22 protein-coding genes are annotated in these 23,199 nt (G+C 62.2%); 13 read left to right on the forward strand and 9 right to left on the reverse strand.

The window, feature by feature from the left end; translation table 11 throughout:
- Positions 1 to 89 precede the first annotated feature (89 nt).
- The 3 genes from IB264_RS32310 to IB264_RS32320 all read right to left on the reverse strand — a co-directional run bounded on the left by IB264_RS32310 (position 90) and on the right by IB264_RS32320 (position 4,550).
- Positions 90 to 1,151 carry an ABC transporter ATP-binding protein gene (locus tag IB264_RS32310; RefSeq protein WP_025428431.1) on the reverse strand — a complete coding sequence of 354 codons (1,062 nt, stop codon included), beginning with the start codon at positions 1,149 to 1,151 and terminating at the stop codon, positions 90 to 92.
- Complete coding sequence (locus tag IB264_RS32315; RefSeq protein ID WP_057208918.1) at positions 1,148 to 3,385, reverse strand: iron ABC transporter permease; 2,238 nt, start codon at positions 3,383 to 3,385, stop codon at positions 1,148 to 1,150. Before IB264_RS32315 ends, IB264_RS32310 begins: the two co-directional genes overlap by 4 nt.
- Before the next feature lie 136 nt (positions 3,386 to 3,521).
- Positions 3,522 to 4,550, reverse strand: a complete 1,029-nt coding sequence (locus IB264_RS32320; RefSeq protein ID WP_192435074.1) for an ABC transporter substrate-binding protein — start codon at positions 4,548 to 4,550, stop codon at positions 3,522 to 3,524.
- 192 nt (positions 4,551 to 4,742) lie between these two features.
- Between IB264_RS32320 and IB264_RS32325 the strand changes: the two genes are divergently transcribed.
- Positions 4,743 to 5,744 carry a substrate-binding domain-containing protein gene (locus IB264_RS32325; protein ID WP_025428434.1) on the forward strand — a complete coding sequence of 334 codons (1,002 nt, stop codon included), beginning with the start codon at positions 4,743 to 4,745 and terminating at the stop codon, positions 5,742 to 5,744.
- A 39-nt stretch (positions 5,745 to 5,783) separates the two neighbouring features.
- Here the strand turns inward: IB264_RS32325 and IB264_RS32330 are convergent, their stop codons facing one another.
- Both IB264_RS32330 and fabZ read right to left on the reverse strand, forming a co-directional pair.
- Positions 5,784 to 6,581, reverse strand: coding sequence for a phosphatase PAP2 family protein (locus tag IB264_RS32330; protein ID WP_057208920.1), 798 nt, complete (start codon positions 6,579 to 6,581; stop codon positions 5,784 to 5,786).
- Between the two features lie 277 nt (positions 6,582 to 6,858).
- The gene (gene fabZ / locus IB264_RS32335) at positions 6,859 to 7,347 is read right to left on the reverse strand and encodes a 3-hydroxyacyl-ACP dehydratase FabZ (protein WP_192435076.1); all 489 of its coding nucleotides are present in this window, start codon (positions 7,345 to 7,347) and stop codon (positions 6,859 to 6,861) included.
- A gap of 354 nt (positions 7,348 to 7,701) precedes the next feature.
- Here fabZ and IB264_RS32340 point away from each other — a divergent pair, with 354 nt between their 5' ends.
- From IB264_RS32340 to IB264_RS32355, 4 genes are all read left to right on the forward strand, one after another.
- On the forward strand, positions 7,702 to 8,397 hold the full coding sequence (locus tag IB264_RS32340; RefSeq protein WP_025428437.1) for a response regulator: 696 nt from the start codon (positions 7,702 to 7,704) through the stop codon (positions 8,395 to 8,397).
- Complete coding sequence (locus IB264_RS32345) at positions 8,394 to 9,566, forward strand: ATP-binding protein (RefSeq protein WP_171521349.1); 1,173 nt, start codon at positions 8,394 to 8,396, stop codon at positions 9,564 to 9,566. The genes IB264_RS32340 and IB264_RS32345 overlap by 4 nt, the downstream gene beginning before the upstream one ends.
- 216 nt (positions 9,567 to 9,782) lie before the next feature.
- On the forward strand, positions 9,783 to 10,787 hold the full coding sequence (locus IB264_RS32350) for a DUF535 family protein (protein WP_234908102.1): 1,005 nt from the start codon (positions 9,783 to 9,785) through the stop codon (positions 10,785 to 10,787).
- A 144-nt stretch (positions 10,788 to 10,931) separates the two neighbouring features.
- Entirely contained in the window at positions 10,932 to 11,324 is a 393-nt protein-coding gene (locus tag IB264_RS32355; protein WP_025428440.1) for a GFA family protein, read from the forward strand.
- A gap of 25 nt (positions 11,325 to 11,349) precedes the next feature.
- On the opposite strand, the gene IB264_RS32360 is transcribed toward IB264_RS32355, so the two are convergent.
- The 3 genes from IB264_RS32360 to IB264_RS32370 form a co-directional block, all read right to left on the reverse strand.
- Positions 11,350 to 11,979, reverse strand: coding sequence for a LysE family translocator (locus IB264_RS32360; RefSeq protein WP_025428441.1), 630 nt, complete (start codon positions 11,977 to 11,979; stop codon positions 11,350 to 11,352).
- A gap of 3 nt (positions 11,980 to 11,982) precedes the next feature.
- Positions 11,983 to 12,432, reverse strand: coding sequence for an Lrp/AsnC family transcriptional regulator (locus IB264_RS32365; RefSeq protein ID WP_025428442.1), 450 nt, complete (start codon positions 12,430 to 12,432; stop codon positions 11,983 to 11,985).
- Positions 12,433 to 12,521: 89 nt separating this feature from the next.
- A complete protein-coding gene (locus tag IB264_RS32370; protein WP_057208922.1) occupies positions 12,522 to 13,580 on the reverse strand; it encodes a LacI family DNA-binding transcriptional regulator in 1,059 nt (352 codons plus the stop codon).
- A gap of 242 nt (positions 13,581 to 13,822) precedes the next feature.
- Here IB264_RS32370 and IB264_RS32375 point away from each other — a divergent pair, with 242 nt between their 5' ends.
- The 8 genes from IB264_RS32375 (at position 13,823) to IB264_RS32410 (ending at position 22,274) form a co-directional block, all read left to right on the forward strand.
- The gene (locus IB264_RS32375) at positions 13,823 to 14,815 is read left to right on the forward strand and encodes an autoinducer 2 ABC transporter substrate-binding protein (protein ID WP_025428444.1); all 993 of its coding nucleotides are present in this window, start codon (positions 13,823 to 13,825) and stop codon (positions 14,813 to 14,815) included.
- Between the two features lie 183 nt (positions 14,816 to 14,998).
- Positions 14,999 to 16,513, forward strand: coding sequence for a sugar ABC transporter ATP-binding protein (locus IB264_RS32380; RefSeq protein WP_192435078.1), 1,515 nt, complete (start codon positions 14,999 to 15,001; stop codon positions 16,511 to 16,513).
- Entirely contained in the window at positions 16,506 to 17,507 is a 1,002-nt protein-coding gene (locus tag IB264_RS32385; protein ID WP_192435080.1) for an ABC transporter permease, read from the forward strand. Before IB264_RS32380 ends, IB264_RS32385 begins: the two co-directional genes overlap by 8 nt.
- A complete protein-coding gene (locus IB264_RS32390) occupies positions 17,504 to 18,502 on the forward strand; it encodes an ABC transporter permease (protein WP_025428447.1) in 999 nt (332 codons plus the stop codon). The genes IB264_RS32385 and IB264_RS32390 overlap by 4 nt, the downstream gene beginning before the upstream one ends.
- Before the next feature lie 2 nt (positions 18,503 to 18,504).
- Complete coding sequence (locus IB264_RS32395) at positions 18,505 to 19,353, forward strand: sugar phosphate isomerase/epimerase (protein WP_025428448.1); 849 nt, start codon at positions 18,505 to 18,507, stop codon at positions 19,351 to 19,353.
- 93 nt (positions 19,354 to 19,446) lie between these two features.
- Entirely contained in the window at positions 19,447 to 20,892 is a 1,446-nt protein-coding gene (locus tag IB264_RS32400) for an FGGY-family carbohydrate kinase (protein ID WP_057226875.1), read from the forward strand.
- Positions 20,893 to 20,912: 20 nt separating this feature from the next.
- Complete coding sequence (locus IB264_RS32405) at positions 20,913 to 21,608, forward strand: class II aldolase/adducin family protein (protein WP_192435082.1); 696 nt, start codon at positions 20,913 to 20,915, stop codon at positions 21,606 to 21,608.
- 93 nt (positions 21,609 to 21,701) lie between these two features.
- A complete protein-coding gene (locus tag IB264_RS32410) occupies positions 21,702 to 22,274 on the forward strand; it encodes a gluconokinase (RefSeq protein ID WP_162254190.1) in 573 nt (190 codons plus the stop codon).
- Between the two features lie 370 nt (positions 22,275 to 22,644).
- On the opposite strand, the gene IB264_RS35205 is transcribed toward IB264_RS32410, so the two are convergent.
- The gene (locus IB264_RS35205; protein ID WP_025428452.1) at positions 22,645 to 22,767 is read right to left on the reverse strand and encodes a hypothetical protein; all 123 of its coding nucleotides are present in this window, start codon (positions 22,765 to 22,767) and stop codon (positions 22,645 to 22,647) included.
- Between the last annotated feature and the right edge of the window lie 432 nt (positions 22,768 to 23,199).

Below are 23,199 nucleotides of genomic sequence, written 5' to 3' on the forward strand. Positions count from 1 at the left end.
CATACGCTACAGAGGCGCGCGTCAGTTGGGCGCGCAAAAGATGCTGTAACGCTCTAAATTTGCTGCATAATGTTCCCGGGTTTAAGGAGTTATGCAGTAATCAAAGCAAGGCCGCGGTTGCGGAAGCCGATGGCGACTTCGGTCGAGGGAGATAACATCTCCTCGATCGCATCATCAACCACGAATAGCAATCCATTCTGTGTTTCAACTTCATACTCGATGTGGCCGCCGAGATAGGCGGCGGTACTGATCGTACCGGGCAGTGCTGCACCAGTCGCCGGCGTCAGCGTCACGGCATTGGGGCGCACGGCAAGCTTCGATGGGCCGGGCCGAGCATCGCGCGATGGCAGCCTGTGTTCGAGGCCGCCGACACGGATGGTGGCAAGGCCGGCGTCGGATGCGGTGATCTCGCAAGGCAGCACATTGGCCTCGCCCATGAAGTCGGCGATGAAGGCCGATGCCGGCGCCTCGTAGAGTTCGCGCGGCGCCCCCTCCTGGGCGATCTCGCCATCCTTCATGACGATGATCCTATCGGAGACGGCAAGCGCCTCGTCCTGGTCGTGCGTGACGTAGACGGCGGTAAAGCCGAGCCGTTGTTGCAGCTCGCGGATTTCGGTGCGGACGCGCCGGCGCAGCCGCGCGTCAAGGTTGGAAAGCGGTTCGTCGAGCAGCAGCACCTGCGGCTCGAGCACCAGCGCGCGGGCGACGGCGACGCGCTGCTGCTGCCCACCGGACAATTCGGCCGGCAGCCGCTGGCCAAGGCCGCCGAGGCCGACGAGCTTCAGGCCTTCCTCGGCCCGATCGCGTGCCTCCTTCTTTTTCATGCCCGAGGATTCCAGGCCGTAGGCGACGTTGTCGAGCGAGGTCATATGCGGGAACAGCGCGTAGGACTGGAACACCATCGACACATCGCGCTCGTTGGCCGGTAGCATGGTGACGTCCTTGCCGCCAATCAGGATCCGGCCGGCGGATGGATGCTCCAGGCCGGCGAGCATGCGCAGCGTGGTGGTCTTGCCGCAGCCGGATGGCCCCAGCAGGGTGACGAGAGTGCCGGGTTCGATGGTCAGCGACAGATCGTGGATGGCGGTGAAGGCGCCGAACTGCTTGCGCACGTTCTGGAAGACGACCGAGCCGGTGCGTGGGGTGCTCATGCGGGGTTCTCCTGGGAAAGGGTCTTGGTGGCAGCGCGGGCCGGAGCCGCGCCGAAGACGCGGTTCTCCCGCCGAAGCTTGCGCTCGCCGACAAGCAGTTGCAGGCCGGTGATGACAGTGATCATCACCACGATGAGGGCCGACGAATAGGCGATCGCCACGCCGAACTCGCCGTTTTCGACGAGGCCGACGATATAGGACGTCGCCATGTTGTATTCGGCGCTGACGAGGAAGACGACGGCGCTGATCGACGTGATCGCCCGGACGAAGGAGTAGACGAGGGCGGCGACGATCGCCGGACGCAAGAGCGGCAGGATGACCTTGCGCAGCGTGCGGAAGCTGGTTGCCCGGAGCGTCAGCGATGCCTCGTCCAGGCTTTTGTCGAGCTGGCTCATCGCCGCGATGCCGCCGCGTACGCCCACCGGCATGTTGCGGAAGACGAAGCAGGCAACGAGGATCAGTGCCGTGCCGGTCATTTCGAGTGGCGGCAGGTTGAAGGCGATGATGTAGCTGATGCCGATGACCGTGCCGGGAATGGCAAAGCTCAACATCAAGGCGAATTCGAACACATCCCGCCCGGCAAATCGCTGCCGGACGATCAGGTAGGCGGTCAACAGCCCGACGAGGGCCGTCAGTGGCGCTGAGATCAGCGCGATTTCCATCGTCGTCCAGAATGAATTCCAGGCGACGCCGGTCCAGGCGATGACGCCGTCGGTGACCGAGAACGAGAAGGCCTTGATATAGTGCTCAAACGTCAGCGAGTTATCGAGACCCCAGGTTTTCACGAAGCCGCCAAACAGGATCATGCCATAGACCACGACCGTGAAGATCATCCACGGGATCACCACGGCGTGGACGCCGATCGACAGCGAGCGGGGCAGAGCGATATGCGAGCCGGAATCGCCCTTGCCGGTGACGGTGGAATAGTTCTTGCCCGCCAGCCAATAGCGCTGGGCGAGGAACGCCGACAAAGTGAAGCACAAGAGGATGATCGCGAGCACGGCGGCGCGTGACGGGTCGTTCTGCGCGCCGACGACGGCAAAGAAGATTTCCGTCGAAAGCACACCATGGCTGCCGCCAAGCACGAGCGGATTACCGAAATCGGCCATGCTCTCGATAAAGCCGATCAGGAAGGCGTTGGCGAGGCCCGGCTTCATCAGCGGAAGCGAGACGTTCCAGAATGTCCGCCAGCGGTCGGCCCGCAACGTCTGCGATGCCTCTTCCATCGAAGGGCTGACGCCCTCGACGACGCCGATCAGTACCAGGAACGAGATCGGGGTGAAGGACAGCACCTGCGCGATCCAGATGCCGGTGAGGCCATAGAGCCAGCGCCCCGGCTCGATGCCAAAAGCATCGGACAGGAACTCGGTAATGACGCCGGCGCGACCGAAGAGCAGGGTCAGCGCCAGGCCGATGACGAAGGGCGGCGTGATGATCGGCAGCACCGTCAGCATGCGCATGCCCTTCTTGAAAGGGAAGCGGGTGCGGGTTGCGACGAGCGCGAAGGCAAGGCCGAGCAACGTCGAGCCGGAAGCGGTCATCAGCGCCAGCCACAGCGTGCGCCAGGCGACGCCGCAGCGCTCGCCCCCGGTGACGCAGCCAAGGCTCCAGATCGAGCCGTCCTGGATGTTGCGCAGGAAACCGTCAGGTTTGAACGAACCGTCGAAGTCCTGGACTGAAGCCGCAAACATGCTGCCGACGGGATAGAAGACGAAGACGACGACGAGGCAGACGAGCAGCGCGATGGAGGCGACGATGAAGGCATCGCCCTTCATGACGCCGCGCTCCGCCAGCCCAAATGCGAAGATGAGGATGAAGGCGAGGGAGGCGAGAACGGCGCCGGCGCCCATCGAGGGCTGTCCGTCGGCAAGCGGGCCGAACAGGGTTTCGCTGATCGTCCAGGTCCAACCGGTAAAGCCGATCGCCAGACCCTGGGCAGCGATGAAGAGAAGGCCGAGCGCGCCGGCTACCGCCAACACCAGGCCGCGGCGGGCCGGATCGCGGACGAACCGGGCAACTGCGCAGATGCCGAGCAGGACGAGCGCGACGACGAGCCATGAACGCCCGTGGGCAAAGATTTGCGCAAGGCCGGGTGCCACGGCAGCATCGGAGGGGAAGCCGGAAAGCCAGCCAAGCCCGAAGAAGCCTCCCTCGATGCGGTACCAGGGCACAGCCAAGAATGCGGCCAGCCCGAGCCCGAGTGTGAGGTCGAGCCTACGGTTGCGATGTTCCATCACGGTCCTCGCGTCTCTTCAATATTGGAATGTCGATTTGTTGCAGGGCCGGCTTTCGGCCGCCGGAAACGCCTGCGGTCTTTCGAGATGTGATCGACCGGATCGTTCGATCCGGCCGATCGTAAACCGAATGGCGTCAGTTGGCGCTGGCGCCGACGTCGCGGTCCCAGCGCTCAAGCAGCGCCTTGCGCTTTTCGGAATCGCCGTAGGTGGCGAAGTCGTAGTCGATCAGCTTGATGTCCTCGAACTTGGGTGCTTCCTTCGGCACTTCCGCACTCTTGTTGGACGGCAGCTGGAAGGACTTGGCATCCTTCATGCGCGACTGAACGTCTGCCTTCAGCGCCCAGTCGTACCACGCCTTGGCATTGTCAAGGTTCTTGGCGCCGCGGATGATCGACATCGAACCGATCTCGTAGCCGGTGCCTTCGCAAGGGGCGATCGCCTTGATCGGGAAGCCTTCGGCTGCCTGGGCGACGGCATCATGCATGAAGACGATGCCGAGGCCGGCTTCGCCGCGGGCGGCCGACTTGACCGGCGCCGAGCCGGACTTGGTGTATTGCGCGACGTTGGCGTTGAGCTTCTTCAGGTAATCGAACGCCTGGTCTTCGCCCATGATCTGCACCAGCGATGCAAGCGCCGTATAGGCGGTGCCCGACGAGTTGGGGTTTGCCATCTGGATCTCGCCCTTCAGCGACGCGTCCAGCAGGTCGGCCCAGCATTTCGGCTCCTTGAAGCCCTTCTTCTGGAAGATCTCGGTGTTGTATCCCCAGCCGAGCGCGCCGGCATAGACGCCGACGGTGCGATAGCCGGAGCCTTCGGCCTGCTTCTTTGCCCAATCCTGGAGCTGATCGAGCATTGGCGACTTGTATTCGAGCGTCAGCCCGTCGGATGCGGCCTGCAGATGCGGGTCGCCGGTGCCTGCCCACCAGATATCGGTCTTGGGGTTGCGTGCCTCGGCACGAACCTTGGCATAGGTCTCGCCGGAAGACAGGCGAACCATGTTGACCTTGATCCCGCTTTCCTTCTCGAAATCGGCGGTCATCTGCTCGCAAATGACGACGTCCGCCGAGCAGATTAGATTAAGACTGCCTGCCGCCTGCGCCTCAGACGCCGCGAATGCTAGGCCGGTTGCGGCGAGCGCAACCGAAATGGATACAGCTTTCATAACTTCCTCCCAATGATGCGATGCCTCCACACCGCAGTAATGCAAGCGCGTGCAAGGTGTCACATGGATTGGAATGTTGTCAATCCGAGTCCAAACAAAAGCGGAAAGTTTAATCTGTTGGGTTTGATCGAGCTTGCACAGGTCTGCGATTTGTTGCAAGAAGTTTGCAAGGCCGTGCAAGATTGGTTCCCGATGAGCGACAAGATATTCGTCAGTGCCGAGGAAGTAGCAAGGAAGGCCGGCGTTTCCCGGTCCGCCGTTTCACGCGCGTTTACAGCGGGTGCAAGCATTGCGCCGGAGACACGCCGCAAGGTTATGGAAGCGGCCGAGGTGCTCGGCTATCACGTCAATCATCTGGCCCGCGGACTGATGCGCAACGAAAGCGGCATCGTCTGCCTCGTCGTTTCCGATATGGGCACGCCTTATCGTTCTGCGCTGATCAAGGCGCTGACGCAGCAACTGCAGAACGCCGGCAAGATCGCGATGCTCGTCAACACCGACCGCTCCGACGAACGTGTCGATATGGCGTTGCGGCAGGCGATCCGGTACCGGGCCGATGCCTCGATCGTGCTGTCCGGCATGCCGGACAAGTCGCTCGTCGACCTCTGTGTCAGGAATGGCCAGCGGTTGGTTCTGATCAATCGAAACGACGAGCATCAGGGACCGCTCCGGATAAACCTCGACGAGGACGACACGGCGCAGAGCGTTGTGACGGCGTTCCTGCGGGCTGGCTGTCGCCGTCTCGCCTTTGCCAATTCGGAGGCGGGAACGCCAAGCCTCATGGCGCGCGAAGTGGGCTTCGTTGCCGCCGCGCGGGAGCAGGGGCTCGATGTGACCGTCGAGCGCTTCGGCCCGACGGGTTACGAAAGCGGCAAGGTTCTCGCTCAGCGACTGATGACCCGCCGCGAGCGCCCGGATGCGGTCTTCTGCGTCACCGATCTCGTGGCTCTCGGCTTCATGGACGCGGCCCGACATCAGTTTTCGCTGTCGATCCCCGACGATCTCTGCGTCGTCGGCTTCGACGACATTCCGCAGGCGGCCTGGAACTCCTATGACCTGACGACATTTGCCCAGCCGATCGAGGAGATCGCGGCAGCGGCGGTCGCGTGGCTGATGAGTGATGATGTCGGGCAATCGCAGTCGCTGCGGCTCAACGCCCCCTTCGTCTGGCGCCGGTCCGTGCGCAGCGCCTGAGTAAGCAGAAACCGACCGGCAGCGAGGCTGCCGCCGATCTCATGTTTCGAGATGGCGTCGGCCGCGTGTCAGAGCGGCATCGATGCGCGTGCCGTGGGCTGCAAAGGCCGACCATAGCCACAGCATGATCCAGAGCATCAGCAACCAGGCGAGCACAACATCCGAGAGAAAATGGGCGCCGAAGGCGATGCGATTGAGCGAGAAGGCGAGCACGACGGGGATCAAGGCGATTATCGTCGTCAAGCGCCATCGTGTTGGTAGAAAGACCACCAATGCAATCAACGCAATTGCTGTCGCCGCCTCGCCGGAGGCAAACGAACAACTGCGCGAACAGGCGCCGGACACCTGCCAGGCGGGCGTAAACGGCAGGGTTCCGCCGAACTCGATGATTTCGGAGGGGCGGGCGCGACCGACCAGTCTTTTCAGAAGCTGGATGGCAAGGCCCGGGCCGGCCGCATAGAAGGTCAGGAAAAACAACATTTTGTGCGGGCGTGGCAGCCAGGCGCGCGGCGCGCGCATCTGCACGGCTAGCGTGACTGCTACGGCAGGCAGGATCAAAATCGGGATCAGACGGTTGAAATCGCGCAGCAAACGCAGCGCGTGTTCTCGCGATAGCGGAAAATCCGCGTCACCGGCCGCCGCCCAGCGAGACACGGCAAGATCGATGCCGGGAAACGCCATGAAAATGAAGCCTACGAAGATCGTTGCCGATGCGGCTGCCTGGACCGGCTGTTCCTGGACGTAGGCGTAGCATCGCGCAAGCCATGTCTGGGGATTGGCAGCCTGCCACCGGCGGCCGGCGGCAGGTGTGATGGTGGATCGCAGGAAGCTGGACATTCCGAATGCTCGCGATGAAAAAATCTGAGGAGGTGCGAGCGGGAGAGTTGCGGTTGTCTGTCAAGGAAGGGCGGGGAACTCGAGAAGGCTCGGAGCGCACGGAAAATCAACCATTCGAAGTGGTGCTTAGGGCCGCTGGGGCAGGCATTCCTCCCCACGCGGCGCTGGGCAAGGCTGCGCCACCGCGAGCGCCAAAGTGACTGCTAAGCGGTTAACGCAAGCATCGATAAGAAACGGACGACCCATCGAATCGCCACGCGTGGCTGTCATGGCAAGCTCAAGCCGCCGCCACGGGTTGCTTCCCTTCGGTCTCCAGGTATGCCGAAATCTCGGCCTCGGCAACGAGCGCGCCGTCGACCAGGGCCTCGCCGCGGTAACGCCAGATATTGCGGCGATAGGCGAGCTTGGTCATGTGATAAGCGATGGCGTCGCCAGGGCGGACGGGCTTGCGGAACCGTGCCTTGTCCACCGTCAGCATGTAGATGATTTTGGGCGTCAACCCTTGCGCCAGCTTGGAGGCGGCACACATGACGCCTGCCGTCTGCGCCATGCCCTCGATGATGAGCGCTCCGGGAAAGACCGGATTGCCGGGGAAATGCCCTTGAAACTGCGGCTCGTTGATCGAATCATTCTTGATCCCTACGCAGCTTTCTTCGCCACGGATCGAGACGAGCCTGTCGACGAGCAGGAATGGATAGCGATGCGGGATGCATTGCAGAATCCTGGCAATGTCGGCCGACGTAAGATGGTTCGTTTCAAGAGGCATGAAAGTTTCCTTGTGGTTTTTAATGGTTGGCCCGCGTCCGGCCATGCGAGAAGAGGTGGCGGTCCGCCATTCGGCCCGATCCGGATGAGCGAGCCAGGCGTGTGCAGTTTCGATCGGTCGTGTTGGATGGGGCCGCAAGTTAGCGTTACCGGCACATGCACCGTGCTCGACAGCTATGGTCCGGGGGCGTCGGCGGGGACACTCTGTTCGATTTGTCAAGAAATGGCGGAGAAACGAAGAACGCTTGATGCGGAACGCTCTGTGATGCTGTCGAGCACTGCTCGGATGAATTGCATGCCGGATTTTTTCGTCCCATAAGTTCGAGACCACAACACATGCGCGAGGAATTTGCAGATGGTCGACAAGGGGCTCATCCTTTTGGTCGAGGACGAACCGGAGATCGCGCAGATCCTCGATGCCTATCTCGTGCGCGATGGCTTCAGGACTGTGCGTGCCGCGGATGGTGAAACCGCGCTTACCCACCATTCCGTGCTTTCGCCCGATCTCATTCTTCTCGACGTGCGCATCCCGCGGCTCGACGGTTTCGAAGTGCTGGCGCGCATCCGTCGCGAGAGCAACACTCCAACGATCATGGTGACGGCCCTTGCCGAGGATCTCGATCGACTGGCTGGCCTTAGGCTCGGCGCCGACGACTATGTCGTCAAGCCGTTCAATCCGCAGGAGGTCGTGGCTCGCGTCAATGCGGTGCTGCGGCGGACGCGAAACGGCGCCGGCGCCACGATATTGCGCTTCGAAAACGTCGAGGTCGACCTCGACGCCCATGCCGCCTTTATCGACGACAGCGGCAAGCGCCGGTCCCTGCCGCTGACGCTCAGCGAGTTCCGTATCCTGGCCCACATGATCCGCCGCCCGACGCACGCCTTTGATCGGGCCGACATACTCGACGCCTGCCTTCCGGATAGTGACGCGCTGGCGCGCACCGTCGATACCCACGTCGCCAACCTTCGGCGCAAGCTTGAGGATCTCGGAGCCTGCGGATTCTTCACCGCGGTTCGCGGCGTCGGCTACCGGTTCGTGGAGCCGAGATGAAAATCAGAATGTCGCGGCTGCCGCTCAGCGTTCTCACCGCCATGCTTCAGGCGGTCCTGCTCGTGGTCAGTGTTTGTATCGTCTATTTCGGGGTCATGTGGGTCGAGTCGGACCTTGAGGAGCGGATGCTCAAGCGGATGCCGTCTGGCGCGGCCCAGGCATATACCGACCTCAATGCCGGCCGCATGCCTCAGGAGGAGCACCTTCGGTCGCTCGTCACCAACATCCCGCAGATTGAGGAATGGGGCAACAACGAGATCGACCTGTCGATCATCACGTTCGGTGTCATCGCTGCGGCAACCTGCAGCCTGATCGGCTATTGGCTTGCCCGCAAAATCAGCCGCCCATTGGAATTGCTCGCGCAGGCAACCGAGGATCTGCGCGCGGGCGATTTCGCAGTCCGTGTTGGATCCGTGCGGAAGGGGGCGAAGGAAGTGGCGACGTTGATCAGGACTTTCGATGAACTTGCGGCGGAACTTGAAAGCATGGAAAGCCGTCTGCGCTTCAACACGATGGCCGTCGCCCACGAACTGCGCACACCGCTGACGATATTGCAGGGCAATCTGCAGGGCATGGCCGACGGGGTCTTTCCGCTGGAACAGGAGCGTGTGCGGCAGCTCCTCGTGCAGGTGGAAGGGTTGTCCGCCCTGGTCGAGGATCTGCGCACACTCTCGCTGGCGGCGGGCCAGAAGCTGGTCACCCAGCTCAGCGCCGTCGATCTTTCTGCCGAGGCGACACAGGTGCTCGGCGCCTCCCGCACCATTCTGGCATCCGCAGGCCTCTCGCTTGAGGCAGCGCTCGAACCAGCGGTCGTGTCGGGCGATTCCCAGCGCCTGCGCCAGGCCCTGCTCGCGCTCGTCGAAAATGCCTGCCGCTATGCGGCCTCCGGTGGCGTGCTTCGCTGCGAAACCGGTGCGCGTGGAGCCGATGAAGCCTTCATCCGCGTGCTCGATCGCGGGCCAGGGCTCCCGGACGACGTGTCGACCCATTCGATCGACCTGTTCTGGCGCGGCGATGCGTCACGATCGCGAGCAACCGGCGGAACAGGCCTTGGCCTCTCCGTCGTGCAGGCGATTGCCAAGGCCCACGGCGGCCGGCTGGAGTTCGCAGCGCGCCCCGGCGGCGGAGCGATGATCACCATAATGCTGCCGCGCGAAAGCGCCGCCTGATCACTATCAGAATGACCTTGAATAGGGCCGGGTCAGGTCCTGTGCAGCGTTCGGCGAAAGCCGAGCGGCGATTTGCACGCGGAGATGGATGCGCCACAAACGGCGCTCAATTCCCGATCACATCTCCGCATTCCCTTGACAAACAGAAGGCAAACCCAGCGGCGCCGGATATCCCGGCGATGCTTGGACAAGCATTTGCTTTCAAGGAATTGCATCATGTCCCTGGAAGGTCGTTTGCAGGAATACAGCGCTCGATCGGGTTTGCCATCGCTCCCCTTAGATGGCGGTGACACAGTAGAGGCCCTGCCGCCATCGGTGGGCTTTGTCGCTGCCGCCAATATGCCGGAGCGCGGTCGCTCGGGCCGGCAGATCCTGTGGCAGGTCCTCAAACTCGGCGGGCGGCTCACGTTGAAGCGAGCGGCCGTGTTCTCGATGCGCCTTTTGCTTCAGCCGGTGCTGACGACGCGCTGGCTCGCCTTTCTCGGCGCGTTCGGCGATCGCTACAAATTGGGGCTTCCGCATGACGATCTCATCCGCAAGTCGGTCCCGACCTTTCTGCTGCATGGCGCGTCCTCGCGGCGGCGTCTTGAACTGTTGATGGACCACTTCGATGTGGCGAGCGAAGTCCTGTCCCGCCGCTCGCTGATGGCGCTTTGGCGCGGCACACCGATGGAAATGGGCACCGTTGGCGGGCGCGACGAAAACTATCGCATCCAGTTGCTGCTGGCCGACCACTGCGGCGGCCGCCATGAGGGCGCCTTTGCGATCAGGCTCAGCCGGCAAAGCGATCGCTATGCGCTGTGTACCGTCAGTTTTGCCTTCGTGCGCTGCGGTGAAGGCGCCTATAGCCTGGCGATCGGCGGTATGCAGGGGCCGCGCGGAGGCGATGCGAAACGTGCGTTGATTACCGCGACCCGCGATCTTGGTGGTTTGCGGCCCAAGGACGCCGTTTTGCTGACGCTTCAGGGGCTCGCCTCCGAGGGCAACGCTCCGCACGTCTATGCCGTCTCCAACGAAAGGCATGTGATCAATCGCAGGCGGCGCAAACGCCGCCGGATGATGATGGCCGATCTCGATGCCTATTGGCGCGACAGGGGAGGCGAGCCGTCTGATCCGTTCGGCTTCAGTCTTCCGACCGGCGAGGGCCAGGCCGCGCAAGGCGGAAACAGGCGCGACCAGAGCAAACGTGCGTTTCGCGACATCGGCGCGTGGTTCTACTGACCGCCGGCGCATGACTGCTCTTTTCCTGGACCTCTGACGGAGTGTGTCAATACAGCGCTACGCCAAGTTGCGTGCTGCACGCTATGTTGTGCGAATCGAAACTGCAACTGAGGGTAAAGAGTGACAAGAGCCGTGACCAAGAGGATGAAACCACATACTGGTGGATGCCTTTGCGGGGCGATCCGTTTTGAGGCGCAGGGGCCGGCTGGAAAGCCGCACACGTGCTCCTGCAAACTGTGCCAGCGGCATTCGGGTGCACTGACCGTCGCCTGGGTTGAATTCCCAACGGAAGCTGTTGCCTGGATCGGGCCGGGCGGTGCGCCCTCGACCTATCGCTCCTCGGACTATTCCAGTCGCGCCTTCTGCGCCACGTGCGGGAGCACGATCGGTGCGCTCGATGACGCACCCGTCGTGGCATTGGTGCTCGGCTGTTTCGACAAGACCGGTGCCATTGATCTGATCCCGGTCTCGCATAGCTACCGCGGCGGACGACCGAAATGGTGGCATGTCGAATGCGTTAAGCCGACAGCCGGATAGCCGCCGACAGCTGTTGGCGTAGCTCTTAATCTGAGGCGAGGTTCACAACGACCGATCCGATGGCTATCGCACCGAAGGCAATCAGGACGATACCCGAAAGGCGTGAGACCCAGCTGACAAAACGGTCGGGCAGGCGTTGCCGGGCAAGGGCGATCCCGCCGCTCAAAAGCATCCACCAGGCGAGTGAACCGAGGAATACGCCGGCAACGACGATGGCGGCGTTCGCAAGCCCACCGGCTTTCGCCAGGCCGAGGACGGCGAAGAACGCGGCAAAGGACAGGATCGTCAGCGGATTGGCGATCGTCAGCGCGAAGGTCGCCGCGGTTGTCTGGATGAGGTCGCGCGCACCGACCTGGGCCGCGGCTGTGACCGGGCTCGGTTGAAGCCCACGCCAGCCAAGCCAAATCATGAAGGCGCCGCCGAGCAGGCTGAGCGGTGTCGATACCGTGGCGAGCAGGGTCGCAAAGGCAGCAAAGCCGGCGGCCGCTAGCAGCGCATAGCTGGCGTCAGCAAGCGCCGTGCCCAAGCCGCCGGCGACACCGGCCCAGAAGCCGCGCTCGAGCGTGCGGTTGATGCATAGCACACCGATCGGGCCGAGCGGGGCAGCAATGGCCAGGCCGAGCAACAGGCCTTTTCCAAACAGCAATGCAGACATGGATCAGCGCTCCGGGCTGGTGAACTGGGTTTCCCTTACAGTCGACAAGGCAATCACCGTCTCGCTACGAGCCAGGAAGCGGCGGTGCTTGAGCTCTGCCAGGAAGGGCTCGATATCGCCGAGCGATGGCATGCGTACCTTGACGCAATAGGACCAGGCGCCGGTGACGTGATGGCACTCCGCCACGCAAGGGTGATCGGCCATGAAGGTGCGAAACGCGGCTTCATCCGCATCGGGGGATAGTCCGACCCAGACATAGGCGAGCACGTCGAGCCCGAGCGCGCTATGGTCGGCGTCGATGGTGAAGCGGCGGATCACCCCGCTAGTGACGAGCCGGCGGATACGTTCGTTGACCGAGGAGGGCGAAAGCTCGACCGCAGCACCAATGTCGGTCAAAGACCGGCGGGCGTCCTGCGCGAGAATTCCAATGATTTTTCTGTCTATTTCGTCCATATCCAATGAATACGTGGAAATAGAATAGATGTACAGAAAAATCATCGGTGGAAATATTGCGCAGCCGAAAAATCAACGGAGATCGTAGCTCAGTCGATGTCCTTGAGGGCATCGAGCGGGCCAGTGAGCGCCGTGCGCGGTTGGACCAGCTCGGGGCTGATCAGGTGAATGCGTGGCTGGGGCCGCCCTTCTTCGATGACCTCGAACGCCTTGGCGATCATGCCTTCGACGTCCTGCCGGATCATGATGACCGGGAAGGGCAGGAAGGACGCGAAGGGGTCGTAGTCATAGCAGCCGACGGTGAGGTCGGCGAAGTTCTCGTGCGGATGACCGGCCATGAAACGCAACAGGCCCTCGAAGTTGATCGAGGAGTTGACGAACAGGGCGCGCGGCAGCTTGCCGTGTTTTTCGTAGAAGGCTTCGAAGGCGAGCCTGGCATTGTTGGGAGCGTAGCCTGTCGGCTGGATGCAGCCGTCCGGATCCTCTCCCAACAGCTCGCGTTTGACGGCGCGGAAGCCACGGATGCGCTCACGGCTGGCGTGGTCGTCGCGGCCACCGAAGAGGTAGAGCTCATCCGGCCGCAGTGGCTGATCCGCCGGGAAATGGCGGATGATCGCCTCGGTCAGCATCCGGCCGCCTTCGTAGTTGTCGCTGATGACGGACGGAACCTTGGTGCCGGGTAGGTCGATATTGATATGCTTCAGGCCCACGGTCTCGCAGACTTCGTGCACGCCGTCCGGGTCTGTCGCTCCGCAGATGAATAGCTCGTCGATCGAGTAGGAGATCAGCGTCTCTGCAGTCCGGCGCTCTTCTTCCGGGTCGCGACTGGCGCTGACGACGATCGGGCATTGTCCCTTGCTTCTGACATGCGCTTCGAAGGTCTGCGCCATCGAAGAGAAGTAACGGTTGTCATGGACGGGCAGCAGCAGGCCGATGAGGCCCGAGCGCGAACTGCGCAGGCCGCGTGCCTGGCGGTTGGCGGTGTATTGGTGGGTTTCGGCCAGGTCGCGGATCAGCGCCGCCGTGCTCTCCTTGATCCGCCGCTTCTGCCAGGTTCCATTCAGAACCGCACTCACGGTTGAAGGCGAACTGCCTGATAGCACCGACAAGTCGTAGATCGTCGCCTTCTTCTTGCTGCTCTTCGTCATCCACGTGCCTCCCTCATCGTCTTAGTGCCGATTTCCCCTTGACGAAAGATTAAGTCTGCACAATAGTCTTTGCACCATCGATTGTGCAAACAAGAAATATCGATTGTGCATGCGATGGTGTCGTCTGAGGAGGCGGCGATCAGGGAGGCGGGAATTCGTTCCCAGCCAGTTGCGATTTGAAACTGGAGGCCGGCGCTTTTGCAGCCGGGCGTGTCCCCTATGGGGGCGAGTGGAGGAGAGACATGATCAAGAAAATTCTGGTCGCCGCCCTGGCGACATCGCTGTCGCTTGCCGGTGCGGCTGCCGCATTCGCTCAGGACGCCGGAAAGGTCGGCGTCGTGGTCAAGATTGGCGGTATTCCGTGGTTCAACGCCATGGAGGCCGGTATCAAGGAACGTGGCCAAAAGCTCGGCATCGACGCCTTCATGGTCGGCCCGACGAGCGCCGACCCGGCGCTGCAGGTACGCGCCATCGAGGATCTGATCGCCCAGGGCGTGAAGGTCATCGGCGTCGTGCCCAACGATGCCAAGGTTCTGGAGCCGGTTCTGACCAAGGCGAAGGAAAAGGGCATCATCGTCATTACGCATGAATCGCCGAGCCAGAAGGGCGCCGACTGGGATTTCGAGCTGGCGTCCTCGACCGGCTTCGGCGAAGCGCATGGCAAGCTGCTCGCCGAGAAGATGGGCGGCAAGGGCGAATATGCCGTCTTCGTCGGCTCGCTGACCGTGCCGCTGCACAATGCCTGGGCCGATGCAGCGATTGCCTACATCAAGAAGAACCACCCGGATATGACGCTGGTCGGCGAACGCTACGGCGTTGCCGAAGACGTCGACAAGAGCCGCTCGACCGCGCTCGACCTGATTTCCGCCCATCCGGACCTCAAGGGCTTTCTTGCCTTCGGCAGCCAGGGACCGATCGGGGCAGGCCGCGCCGTGGAAGAGCGCCGCAAGGTCGGCGAGATCTTCGTGCTCGGCCCGTTCTCGCCGGGCCAGGGGCAGAAGCTGGTGAAGTCGGACGCGATCTCCGGCGGCTTCATGTGGAATCCGAAGCAGGCGGGCGAAGTGTTCGTGACGCTCGCCGACAAGCTGATGAAGGGTGAGGAAGTCAAGGACGGCGACGAGATCGAAGGTCTCGGCAAGGTCAAGCCGGACTTCGAGAACCACAACATCATCGTCGATCAGCTCGTGCCGATCAACAAGGATACAGTCGCGGACCTTGCGGCCATGGGTCTCTGACCCGCTACAGCGTCGCACGTCCTATTGGACGCGCAAAGACCGCTGTAACGCTATGAATTGTTGCATGTTTTATCCCTAGATCAGCAGCGATTTAAGGAAACATGCAGTGGGTTCTCCCGGCTGCTGGGCCGGCTTCGGCCGGCCTGGCACGTCCCTTCAAAACGGTATTCGGGGCACACGTTCATGCATCAGCTTGCGACCGCGGGAGGCAGCGAAATGCCGCTTCTGTCCCTGCACGACATCAACATGACTTTCGGTGGCGTCAAAGCGCTCAAAAATGTGAGCTTCGACGTTCGTCCGGGCGAGGTCCATTGCCTCGCGGGCGAAAACGGTTGCGGCAAGAGCACCCTGATCAAGATCATTACCGGCGTCTACCGCCCGGCCGAAGGCGCCTCGATCGAATATGACGGCGAGACCTATTCGCACATGTCGCCGGTGACCGCTCAGGATCGCGGCATTCAGGTCATCTGGCAGGACCTGGCGCTTTTCCCCGAAATGAGCGTCGCTGAAAACATCGCCTTCCAGACCGTTCTCGGCCGCTGGCCGAAGCTGGTCGATTATGGCCGCATGCGCAAGATCGCGACGGATGCGCTTGAGCGCCTCGGCATCACGCTCGACGTCGACCTGCCGCTCAAGGAATATGCGATTGCCCAGCGCCAGATCGTGGCGATTGCCCGCGCGCTCGTCGGCGAAGCGAAGCTCGTCTTCATGGATGAACCGACCGCATCGCTGACCCAGTCGGAGACCGATCATCTGCTCGACATCGTTCGTGGCCTTTCGGCCTCCGGCGTCGCCGTCGTCTTCGTCAGCCACCGCCTTGCGGAAGTGCTGGAAATTTCAAGCCGCATCACCGTGCTGCGCGACGGTGCGCTGGTCGGCGTCTATCCCGCCGCCGGCATGACGCAATCGCGCATCACCGAACTGATGACCGGCAAGACCTTCGACCAGCAGGTCCGCGCCAAATCCGGGCAGGATCAGCCCGTCGTGCTGGAGGTAAAGGGCCTGAGCCGCCCCGGCCAGTTTGATGACATATCGCTGACCGTCAGGCGCGGTGAGACGCTGGGGATTACGGGTCTTCTCGGCGCCGGTCGAACCGAACTCGCGCAGACGCTCTTCGGCATGCTGCAACCGGTGGTCGGTACGATTACGCTCGAGGGCAAGCCGGTCCGTTTCGCCTCCAATCGCGATGCCATCAAGGCGGGCGTCGCCTATCTCTCCGAAGACCGGCTGTCGCTCGGCCTCATCCAGCCGCAGTCGATCGCCGACAATCTCGTCATCAGCTCGCTCGGCAAGATTGTTTCGGGCGGCTTTCTTTCGGATGAGCGCAAGCGCAAGCTCGTCGCCGGCTGGATTGCCGATCTCGGCGTCAAGATCGGCCTGCAAGGCGACGCGATCTCGACGCTGTCAGGCGGCAATCAGCAGCGTATCGCCATCGCCAAATGGCTGGCGACCGATCCGAAGCTGCTCATCCTCGACGCGCCCACCGTCGGCGTCGACGTCGGCGCACGCGCCGGCATCTTCGACATCGTCGCCAAGCTCGCAGAGACGGGGCTCGCGATCATTCTGATCTCCGACGAGGTTCCGGAGGTCTATTTCAACGCGGACCGCGTCCTGCACATGGCGCAGGGTCGCATCGTCGGCAGCTATGAACCCCGCAGCGTTCCGCTCGCCGAAATCGAGGGGGCGGTCTATGCATAGTTTCGCCCGCACCCACGCGACGGAAGTCGCGCTGCTCGCCGTCATCGCCGTCATCTGCACGGTGCTGTCGTTGGCGACGGCCAATTTCTTCTCGCTCGGCAACGCCTTCGATCTCCTGAACACCAGTTCGGTCAACATCATCTTTGCCGTCGGCCTGCTGGTCGTGCTCATCGCCGGCGGCATCGACATCTCCTTCGCTGTTGCCGCCTCGGTGGTGCAGTACGGTACGGCGATCGCGCTTGGCTGGATCGGCGGCGGCGGCTGGATCTCCGGCCTGATCATCGCCGGATCGATCGGCATATGCCTTGGCGCCATCAATGCGCTGCTGATCCACCGTTTCCGCATCATTTCGATCGTCGCGACGATCTCGACCTTCAATATCTACTTCGGCCTGCTGATGTTCTTCACCAAGGGCGTTTCGATCTACGACCTGCCGGAATGGCTGATGGATCGCGTCGTGCTCTTCGAGCATGAAATGGCCGACGGCAGTTGGATCGAGATCACCCTTCCGGTGCTGGTAATGGTGCTGTGCGTCATCGCCACTTGGGTGCTGATCACGCGCACGACCACCGGTCGCCAGCTCTATGCCTTCGGTGATAATCCGGAAGGCGCGCGCCGCTTCGGCATCAACATCGGTGCCATGCAGTTCATCGCCTTCGGCTGGCTCGGTCTGATGGCCGGCATCGGCGGGCTGGTGCAGGCACACTATGCGCAGGAAGTGGTGCCGAACGCGCTCTACGGACGCGAACTCGATGTCCTCGCTGCCGTCGTTCTCGGCGGTGCAAGGCTCGGCGGCGGCAAGGGCTCGGTGCTTGGCTGCGTGCTCGGTGTGCTCTTGATCGCGATCACCCAGAACGGGCTGAACCTGATGGGCGTTTCCCCCTTTGCGTTCAAGATGATCGTCGGCGCCATCATCCTGATCGCCATCACCCTTTCCAACACCAGCATCGAACGGCTCCTGCCCTTCGCCAGCCAGAAAGGTGCACGCCGATGACAAGGTTTTCGGATCGCCTGAAGGCATGGATCGGACCAGAGATGGCAGGCCCAGGCTTGGCGCTGGTTGCCGTCATCCTGGTGTTCGGCCTGGCGTCGCCTCAGTTTCTGAGTGCCGCGACCTTTGGCTCGGTGGCGTTCCAGCTGCCCGAACTTGGGTTGCTGACCCTGGCGATGCTGCTGCCGATCCTGACCGGTGGCCTCAACCTTGCCGTAACCTTCACCGCCAACATTGCCGGGCTGACGCTTGCCTGGGTGCTGCAGGCAAACGGTGGCGCGGATGCCGGTGCCGGTGCCTTTGCGCTCGGCTGTGTGCTCGCTGTCACAGTCGGGGCCGCAAGCGGCGTCGTGATGGGCCTGGTCATCGCCTTTACCCGCGCACACCCGATCCTCGTCTCGTTGTCGATGATGATCTTCCTGCGCGGTCTCGGCGAATTTCTGACGCGCGGTGGAGACGTTTCGGGTTTTCCCCCATTCATCGGGCCGCTCGGCCATGGTTCGATCGCTGGCGTACCGGTCCCGTTGATCGTCTTCATCGTCTGCGTGCTCGCCTGGCATGTGCTGCTGACCCGAACCAGGCTCGGCTTCAACACCTACATGATCGGCTCAAACCTTGAGGCAACGCGCTATTCCGGTATCAACACCCGCAAGGTGATCGTGCTTGTCTACACGCTCTCGGGCGCCATGTGTGCGATTGCCGGCATCATCATGCTGGCGCGGTTCAACTCGGTGCGCATCGGCCATGGCGAATCCTATCTGTTGATCACCGTGCTCGCCTGTTTCCTCGGCGGCGTCAATCCGTTCGGCGGCTTCGGCCGGGTCATTCCGGTGTTCGTGGCGCTCGTCGTGCTGCAGCTGCTGTCGTCCGGTCTTAATCTCATCGGCGCCAATCAGCACCTCGCCACGGCGGTCTGGGGATTGCTGCTCGTCGGCGTCATGGTGCTGCGCTTCGCCGCCTCCAAGTTCAAGATTTCATTTGTCAGAAAAGGAACGTGATCATGCAGGGTTTTGGCGTCCATACGAGCATGTGGACCATGAATTGGGACCGGCCCGGTGCCGAGCGTGCGGTCGCAGCCGCGGTCAAGTACAAGGTGGATTTCATCGAGATCCCGATGCTCAATCCGCCGGCCGTCGACACCGCCCACACCAAGGCGCTGCTGGAGAAGAACAAGCTGCGCGCGGTCTGCTCGCTCGGTCTTCCTGAACGCGCCTGGGCTTCCGTCAGGCCAGATGCGGCGATCGAGCACCTGAAGATCGCGATCGACAAGACGGCCGATCTCGGCGGCGAGGCGCTGTCCGGCGTCATCTATGGCGGCATCGGCGAGCGTACCGGCGTACCGCCGACCGAAGCCGAATACGACAATATCGCCCGCGTGCTGACGGCGGCGGCAAAACACGCCAAATCGCGCGGCATCGAACTCGGCGTCGAGGCCGTGAACCGCTACGAAAACCACCTGATCAACACCGGCAGGCAGGCCGTCGACATGATCAAGCGCGTCGGCGCCGACAATGTCTTCGTGCATCTCGACACCTACCACATGAACATCGAGGAAAAGGGCATCGGCACCGGCATTCTCGATGCGCGCGAGCACATCAAATACATCCACCTATCCGAAAGCGATCGCGGCACGCCGGGCTATGGCAATTGCGCCTGGGACGAGATCTTTGCGACGCTTGCGGCGATCGGCTTCAAGGGTGGCCTTGCCATGGAGAGCTTCATCAACATGCCGCCGGAAGTCGCCTATGGCCTCGCCGTCTGGCGCCCCGTCGCCAGGGACGAGGAAGAGGTGATGGGCAACGGCTTGCCGTTCCTGCGCAACAAGGCCAAGCAATACGGGCTGATCTAGAGCGTTTCCGGGCCTCGTTTAAACCGGAAACGCTCAAATTGGGCGGCGATCCGATCCTTGGCGGCCGGGCATGTGACGGGAGGTGCGGACATCATGCCAACACCATCACGCAACGAGCAGGGCACGATCGCGGTGCTCGACGTCGGCAAGACCAACGTCAAGCTCAATGCCGTCACGGCAGATGGTGTCGTGCTTGAGACGCTCAGCATCCCCAACCCGGTGCTGCCCGGACCACCCTGGCGCCATCACGATCTCGGCGCCATTAGCGAGTGGGTCTTTTCCGGCATCGGACAACTCTGCCGGCGTCACCCACTTTCGGCCTTCGTTGCCTCCGGACACGGTTCCGGAGGCGTCCTTGTTGGTGACGATCCCGAGATCGGCGAGGGCGCCACCCTGCCGATGATCGACTATGAACAGCCGCTGCCGGAGGCGATCAAAGCCGGTTATGTCCCGCTGTCCGGATCGTTCTTCGACCGCGGCAGCGCGACGATGCATGCGGCAACCCATCAGGCCCGGCAGCTCTACTGGATGCAGGAGTGCGAACCGGAAGCCTTCTCGCGGGCGCGCTGGTATCTCGGTCTGCCGCAATACTGGGCATGGCGGCTTTCGGGCGTGGCGACCTCGGAGGCGAGCCTGCTTGGCGCGCAGTCGCATCTCTGGAACGTGGCGGAGCGGCATTTCGCACCGATCGTCGCGGCGCGTGGCTGGGGCCGGCTGATGCCGCCCTTCGCCGACGCCTGGCAGGATCTCGGGCCGGTGCGCGCAGATTTGGCGCGGCGTCACGGCTTGCCGCAGGGGCTTCGTATCCTGGTCGGTGCGCATGACAGCAGCCTCAACCACTACCGCTATCATGCCGCCGGACTGCACGAGTTCACCGTCATTTCCACCGGCACCTGGATTGTCGGTTTCTCCGGTCAGACCTCGATCGACAAGCTCGAAGAAAACAGGGGCATGACCTTGAACAGCGACGTCTTCGGCAATCCGCTCGGTGGCGTGCTGACCATGGGCGGGCGAGAATTTTCGCTGGTGGCCGGCCCCGGGCAACCAAGCGACCCTGTGCCCGAACAGATCGTCCGGCGATTGATCGCCGGCAGAACGATGGCGCTGCCTTCCTTCGGCGACGACAACGGCTTGTTTCCGGGCAGCGCCGGGCAGGGACGTATATCAGGGCCGAAGCCGGAGACTGCCATGGAGCGGAAGGCGGTGGCGCTCGTCTATTGTGCGCTCTTGACCGCCGAATGCATCGAGGCCCTGGGGGCGGGATCTCTGGTCGTTCTCGACGGCAGCTTCCTGGGCGACCCGCTTTATGCCCGCCTTGTCGCCGCACTGCTGCCGGACCGACAGGTCCGGTTCAATCTCGATGCCTACGGCGTTGCATCCGGCGCGGCCCTGCTTGCCGGCCAACATTCCCGCAGGCGGCCAGCGCCGCTTTCGCTGGCCGAGGCCAGCGATGTCGCATCACTCACGGCTGCGATCTCCGACTACGCGACTGAGTGGCGTGCGAGGGCGCGTCAGCCAGCCGAACCCGTTTTCCACTGACACTTCGAAAGGAACGACTGATGAACCAGCCCGATGTACTCTCCCTTCGCCGCGAGATGGTGGATATCTGCCGCCGGATGAATTCGAGCGGCATCAACCAGGGGACGGCCGGCAACCTGTCGGTGCGCATCGGCGATGGTTTCCTGGTCACGCCCTCGTCGCTCGCCTATGAGACGATGCAGCCGGAAGATCAGGTCGAGATGGATTTTAAGGGCAACTACACAGGCCTTCGACCGTCATCCGAATGGCGTTTCCATCGCGATATCCTGCGCGAGCGCACGGATATCAACGTGGTTCTTCATTGCCACTCTATCTATGCCACCACGCTTGCTTGCCACCACAAAACCATCCCCAGCTTCCACTATATGACCGGCATTGCCGGTGGCACGACGATCCGCTGCGCCGAATATGCGACGTTCGGGACCCAGGCGCTGTCCAACAACGCGCTGGTGGCGCTCAAGGACCGCACCGCCTGCCTGCTCGGTCAGCATGGTCAGATCTCGCTCGGCAAGACGCTGGAATCGGCATTGTGGATGGCGATCGAAATCGAGACCCTCTCGCGCATGTATGTCCAGGCCCTCACGCTCGGCGAGCCGCCGGTTCTGCCCGACGACGAGATGCAGCGGGTGATCGCCCAGATGCGCCGGATGAGTTATGGCCAGGCACCTGATGATGAGGGCGTCAACGATCTCGCTCGCCCGCGGGCCGCCAGTTGACAGCAGCCGGGCTTGTGTCGTTGCTGGTGCAGCGCTATCAGCGACGTCGCGATTAGGCACCGGAGAGACGAGCGATCCATGGCGAGCCCCGATATGTCATCCCGTAGTCATGCGCCGAGGTTCCGTTGCTCGATTGTCGTCATGGGCGTTTCCGGCAGCGGCAAGACTTCTGTCGGCGAGGCGGTGGCACGGGGCTTTGGCTATCGCTTCATCGAAGGCGATGCTTTGCACCCGCAAGCCAATATCGCCAAGATGTCAGCCGGCATCCCGCTCACCGATGAGGACAGATGGCCCTGGCTCCGTGAGATCGGAAAGCAGCTTTCCTCGAGCGCCGACCCGCTCGTCGTTTCGTGCTCGGCGTTGAAGCGGAGCTATCGCGATCTGTTGCGCGAGAATGCAGGGGGAGATCTGGTCTTCGTCTATCTCCATGGCAGCCGCGACGTTCTCGCCGGCCGAATGCAACACCGCGAGGGGCATTTCATGCCGGCGTCACTGCTCGACACGCAGTTGGCGACGCTTGAAGAGCCGATCGGCGAGCCGCTCACGGTCGTCGTCGATGTCGATCAGCCCACGGTCGACGTGGTCAAGGCAACGCTTGCCGCACTCGACGGCCTGGGTTTGTCGAACAATGCTGCGTCATCTGATACCGCATTCGGATCGCGCTAGACCCGTCATCATCTGGATCTCCAGCAATTGCTGTGTCAGCTCCGACCGGGTGTCGGAAAGGCACCGCAAGTGCAGCAGTGCCGACCGTGAAACCGGCAGTACCGCTATTGATGACCGTCTGGATGCTAGCAGCCCTGTCTATCGGTCTCCCCGGCTTTTGTTCAGTGCCACAAACGGATTTGATCAAAGCCGGCACATCGGGCGTGAGAGCGATAGGCGTGGCTGGCCGCGCCCATGGGCTTGACATCCGATGGTTCCGATCATGGCGTTGTCCAAGCGGCGTTGAAGCCAGAAACGCGGCGTGCCTTGCTGTTCAAGGTGTGGCTGCAGACGCAGATCGCATAAACAGGCCTGCTGTTGGTGCGCCTCGCTAGAGGATGCGACCAAACAAGGAGCCGTAGGCGATGACGGCGATCGCGAGAGTAAACCCGGCACCCACGAAGATGGGGGTGAAATCGTAGTCATGGAAACGGGCGGGAAGTAGGCTTCGCATGGCGAGCTCCAATTTTCACTCTGCTTGCGACGGCCGCCGGACGGTGCGGGCAGCACGCTGCGATGACGAAAATGCCTCAAAGGAACCCGCAGCAGAGGCTTTGGCTCGTTCAAGAATTCGATCAGGTGGATCAAATCTATTTCAGCGTAAATCTCGGCGCAGATTTTTGTTGAAGATGAGCTTCACCAAAGATTTTGTACGCAGAAAGTTTTTCTATCCTGCGCTTCGGATATTAATAAGTAAACGTCTGGCTGCGGCAAATCTTCATGGATTGCATCGCTTCTGATGTTTTCTATTATTACCTGTTCGGCGAAAGAATTTATTTGAGTATTTTTCCGATTTTCACCCGGTCTTTGTATGTGAGGCGCGATAGCTATGCGCCTGTAGCGCCGTTTATGTCGCCTTTTTCAACATAGCGGCGGGCTCGCGGCG

This window comes from Ensifer sp. ENS11 (assembly GCF_014851895.1).
Taxonomy (GTDB): domain Bacteria; phylum Pseudomonadota; class Alphaproteobacteria; order Rhizobiales; family Rhizobiaceae; genus Ensifer; species Ensifer canadensis.

Bases quoted from the DNA above. Each gene is read 5' to 3' on its own strand.
- IB264_RS32310 (WP_025428431.1), bottom strand. From the start codon at position 1,151: ATGAGCACCCCACGCACCGGCTCGGTCGTCTTCCAGAACGTGCGCAAG.
- IB264_RS32315 (WP_057208918.1), bottom strand. From the start codon at position 3,385: ATGGAACATCGCAACCGTAGGCTCGACCTCACACTCGGGCTCGGGCTG.
- IB264_RS32320 (WP_192435074.1), bottom strand. From the start codon at position 4,550: ATGAAAGCTGTATCCATTTCGGTTGCGCTCGCCGCAACCGGCCTAGCA.
- IB264_RS32325 (WP_025428434.1), top strand. From the start codon at position 4,743: ATGAGCGACAAGATATTCGTCAGTGCCGAGGAAGTAGCAAGGAAGGCC.
- IB264_RS32330 (WP_057208920.1), bottom strand. From the start codon at position 6,581: ATGTCCAGCTTCCTGCGATCCACCATCACACCTGCCGCCGGCCGCCGG.
- fabZ (WP_192435076.1), bottom strand. From the start codon at position 7,347: ATGCCTCTTGAAACGAACCATCTTACGTCGGCCGACATTGCCAGGATT.
- IB264_RS32340 (WP_025428437.1), top strand. From the start codon at position 7,702: ATGGTCGACAAGGGGCTCATCCTTTTGGTCGAGGACGAACCGGAGATC.
- IB264_RS32345 (WP_171521349.1), top strand. From the start codon at position 8,394: ATGAAAATCAGAATGTCGCGGCTGCCGCTCAGCGTTCTCACCGCCATG.
- IB264_RS32350 (WP_234908102.1), top strand. From the start codon at position 9,783: ATGTCCCTGGAAGGTCGTTTGCAGGAATACAGCGCTCGATCGGGTTTG.
- IB264_RS32355 (WP_025428440.1), top strand. From the start codon at position 10,932: ATGAAACCACATACTGGTGGATGCCTTTGCGGGGCGATCCGTTTTGAG.
- IB264_RS32360 (WP_025428441.1), bottom strand. From the start codon at position 11,979: ATGTCTGCATTGCTGTTTGGAAAAGGCCTGTTGCTCGGCCTGGCCATT.
- IB264_RS32365 (WP_025428442.1), bottom strand. From the start codon at position 12,432: ATGGACGAAATAGACAGAAAAATCATTGGAATTCTCGCGCAGGACGCC.
- IB264_RS32370 (WP_057208922.1), bottom strand. From the start codon at position 13,580: ATGACGAAGAGCAGCAAGAAGAAGGCGACGATCTACGACTTGTCGGTG.
- IB264_RS32375 (WP_025428444.1), top strand. From the start codon at position 13,823: ATGATCAAGAAAATTCTGGTCGCCGCCCTGGCGACATCGCTGTCGCTT.
- IB264_RS32380 (WP_192435078.1), top strand. From the start codon at position 14,999: ATGCATCAGCTTGCGACCGCGGGAGGCAGCGAAATGCCGCTTCTGTCC.
- IB264_RS32385 (WP_192435080.1), top strand. From the start codon at position 16,506: ATGCATAGTTTCGCCCGCACCCACGCGACGGAAGTCGCGCTGCTCGCC.
- IB264_RS32390 (WP_025428447.1), top strand. From the start codon at position 17,504: ATGACAAGGTTTTCGGATCGCCTGAAGGCATGGATCGGACCAGAGATG.
- IB264_RS32395 (WP_025428448.1), top strand. From the start codon at position 18,505: ATGCAGGGTTTTGGCGTCCATACGAGCATGTGGACCATGAATTGGGAC.
- IB264_RS32400 (WP_057226875.1), top strand. From the start codon at position 19,447: ATGCCAACACCATCACGCAACGAGCAGGGCACGATCGCGGTGCTCGAC.
- IB264_RS32405 (WP_192435082.1), top strand. From the start codon at position 20,913: ATGAACCAGCCCGATGTACTCTCCCTTCGCCGCGAGATGGTGGATATC.
- IB264_RS32410 (WP_162254190.1), top strand. From the start codon at position 21,702: ATGTCATCCCGTAGTCATGCGCCGAGGTTCCGTTGCTCGATTGTCGTC.
- IB264_RS35205 (WP_025428452.1), bottom strand. From the start codon at position 22,767: ATGCGAAGCCTACTTCCCGCCCGTTTCCATGACTACGATTTCACCCCC.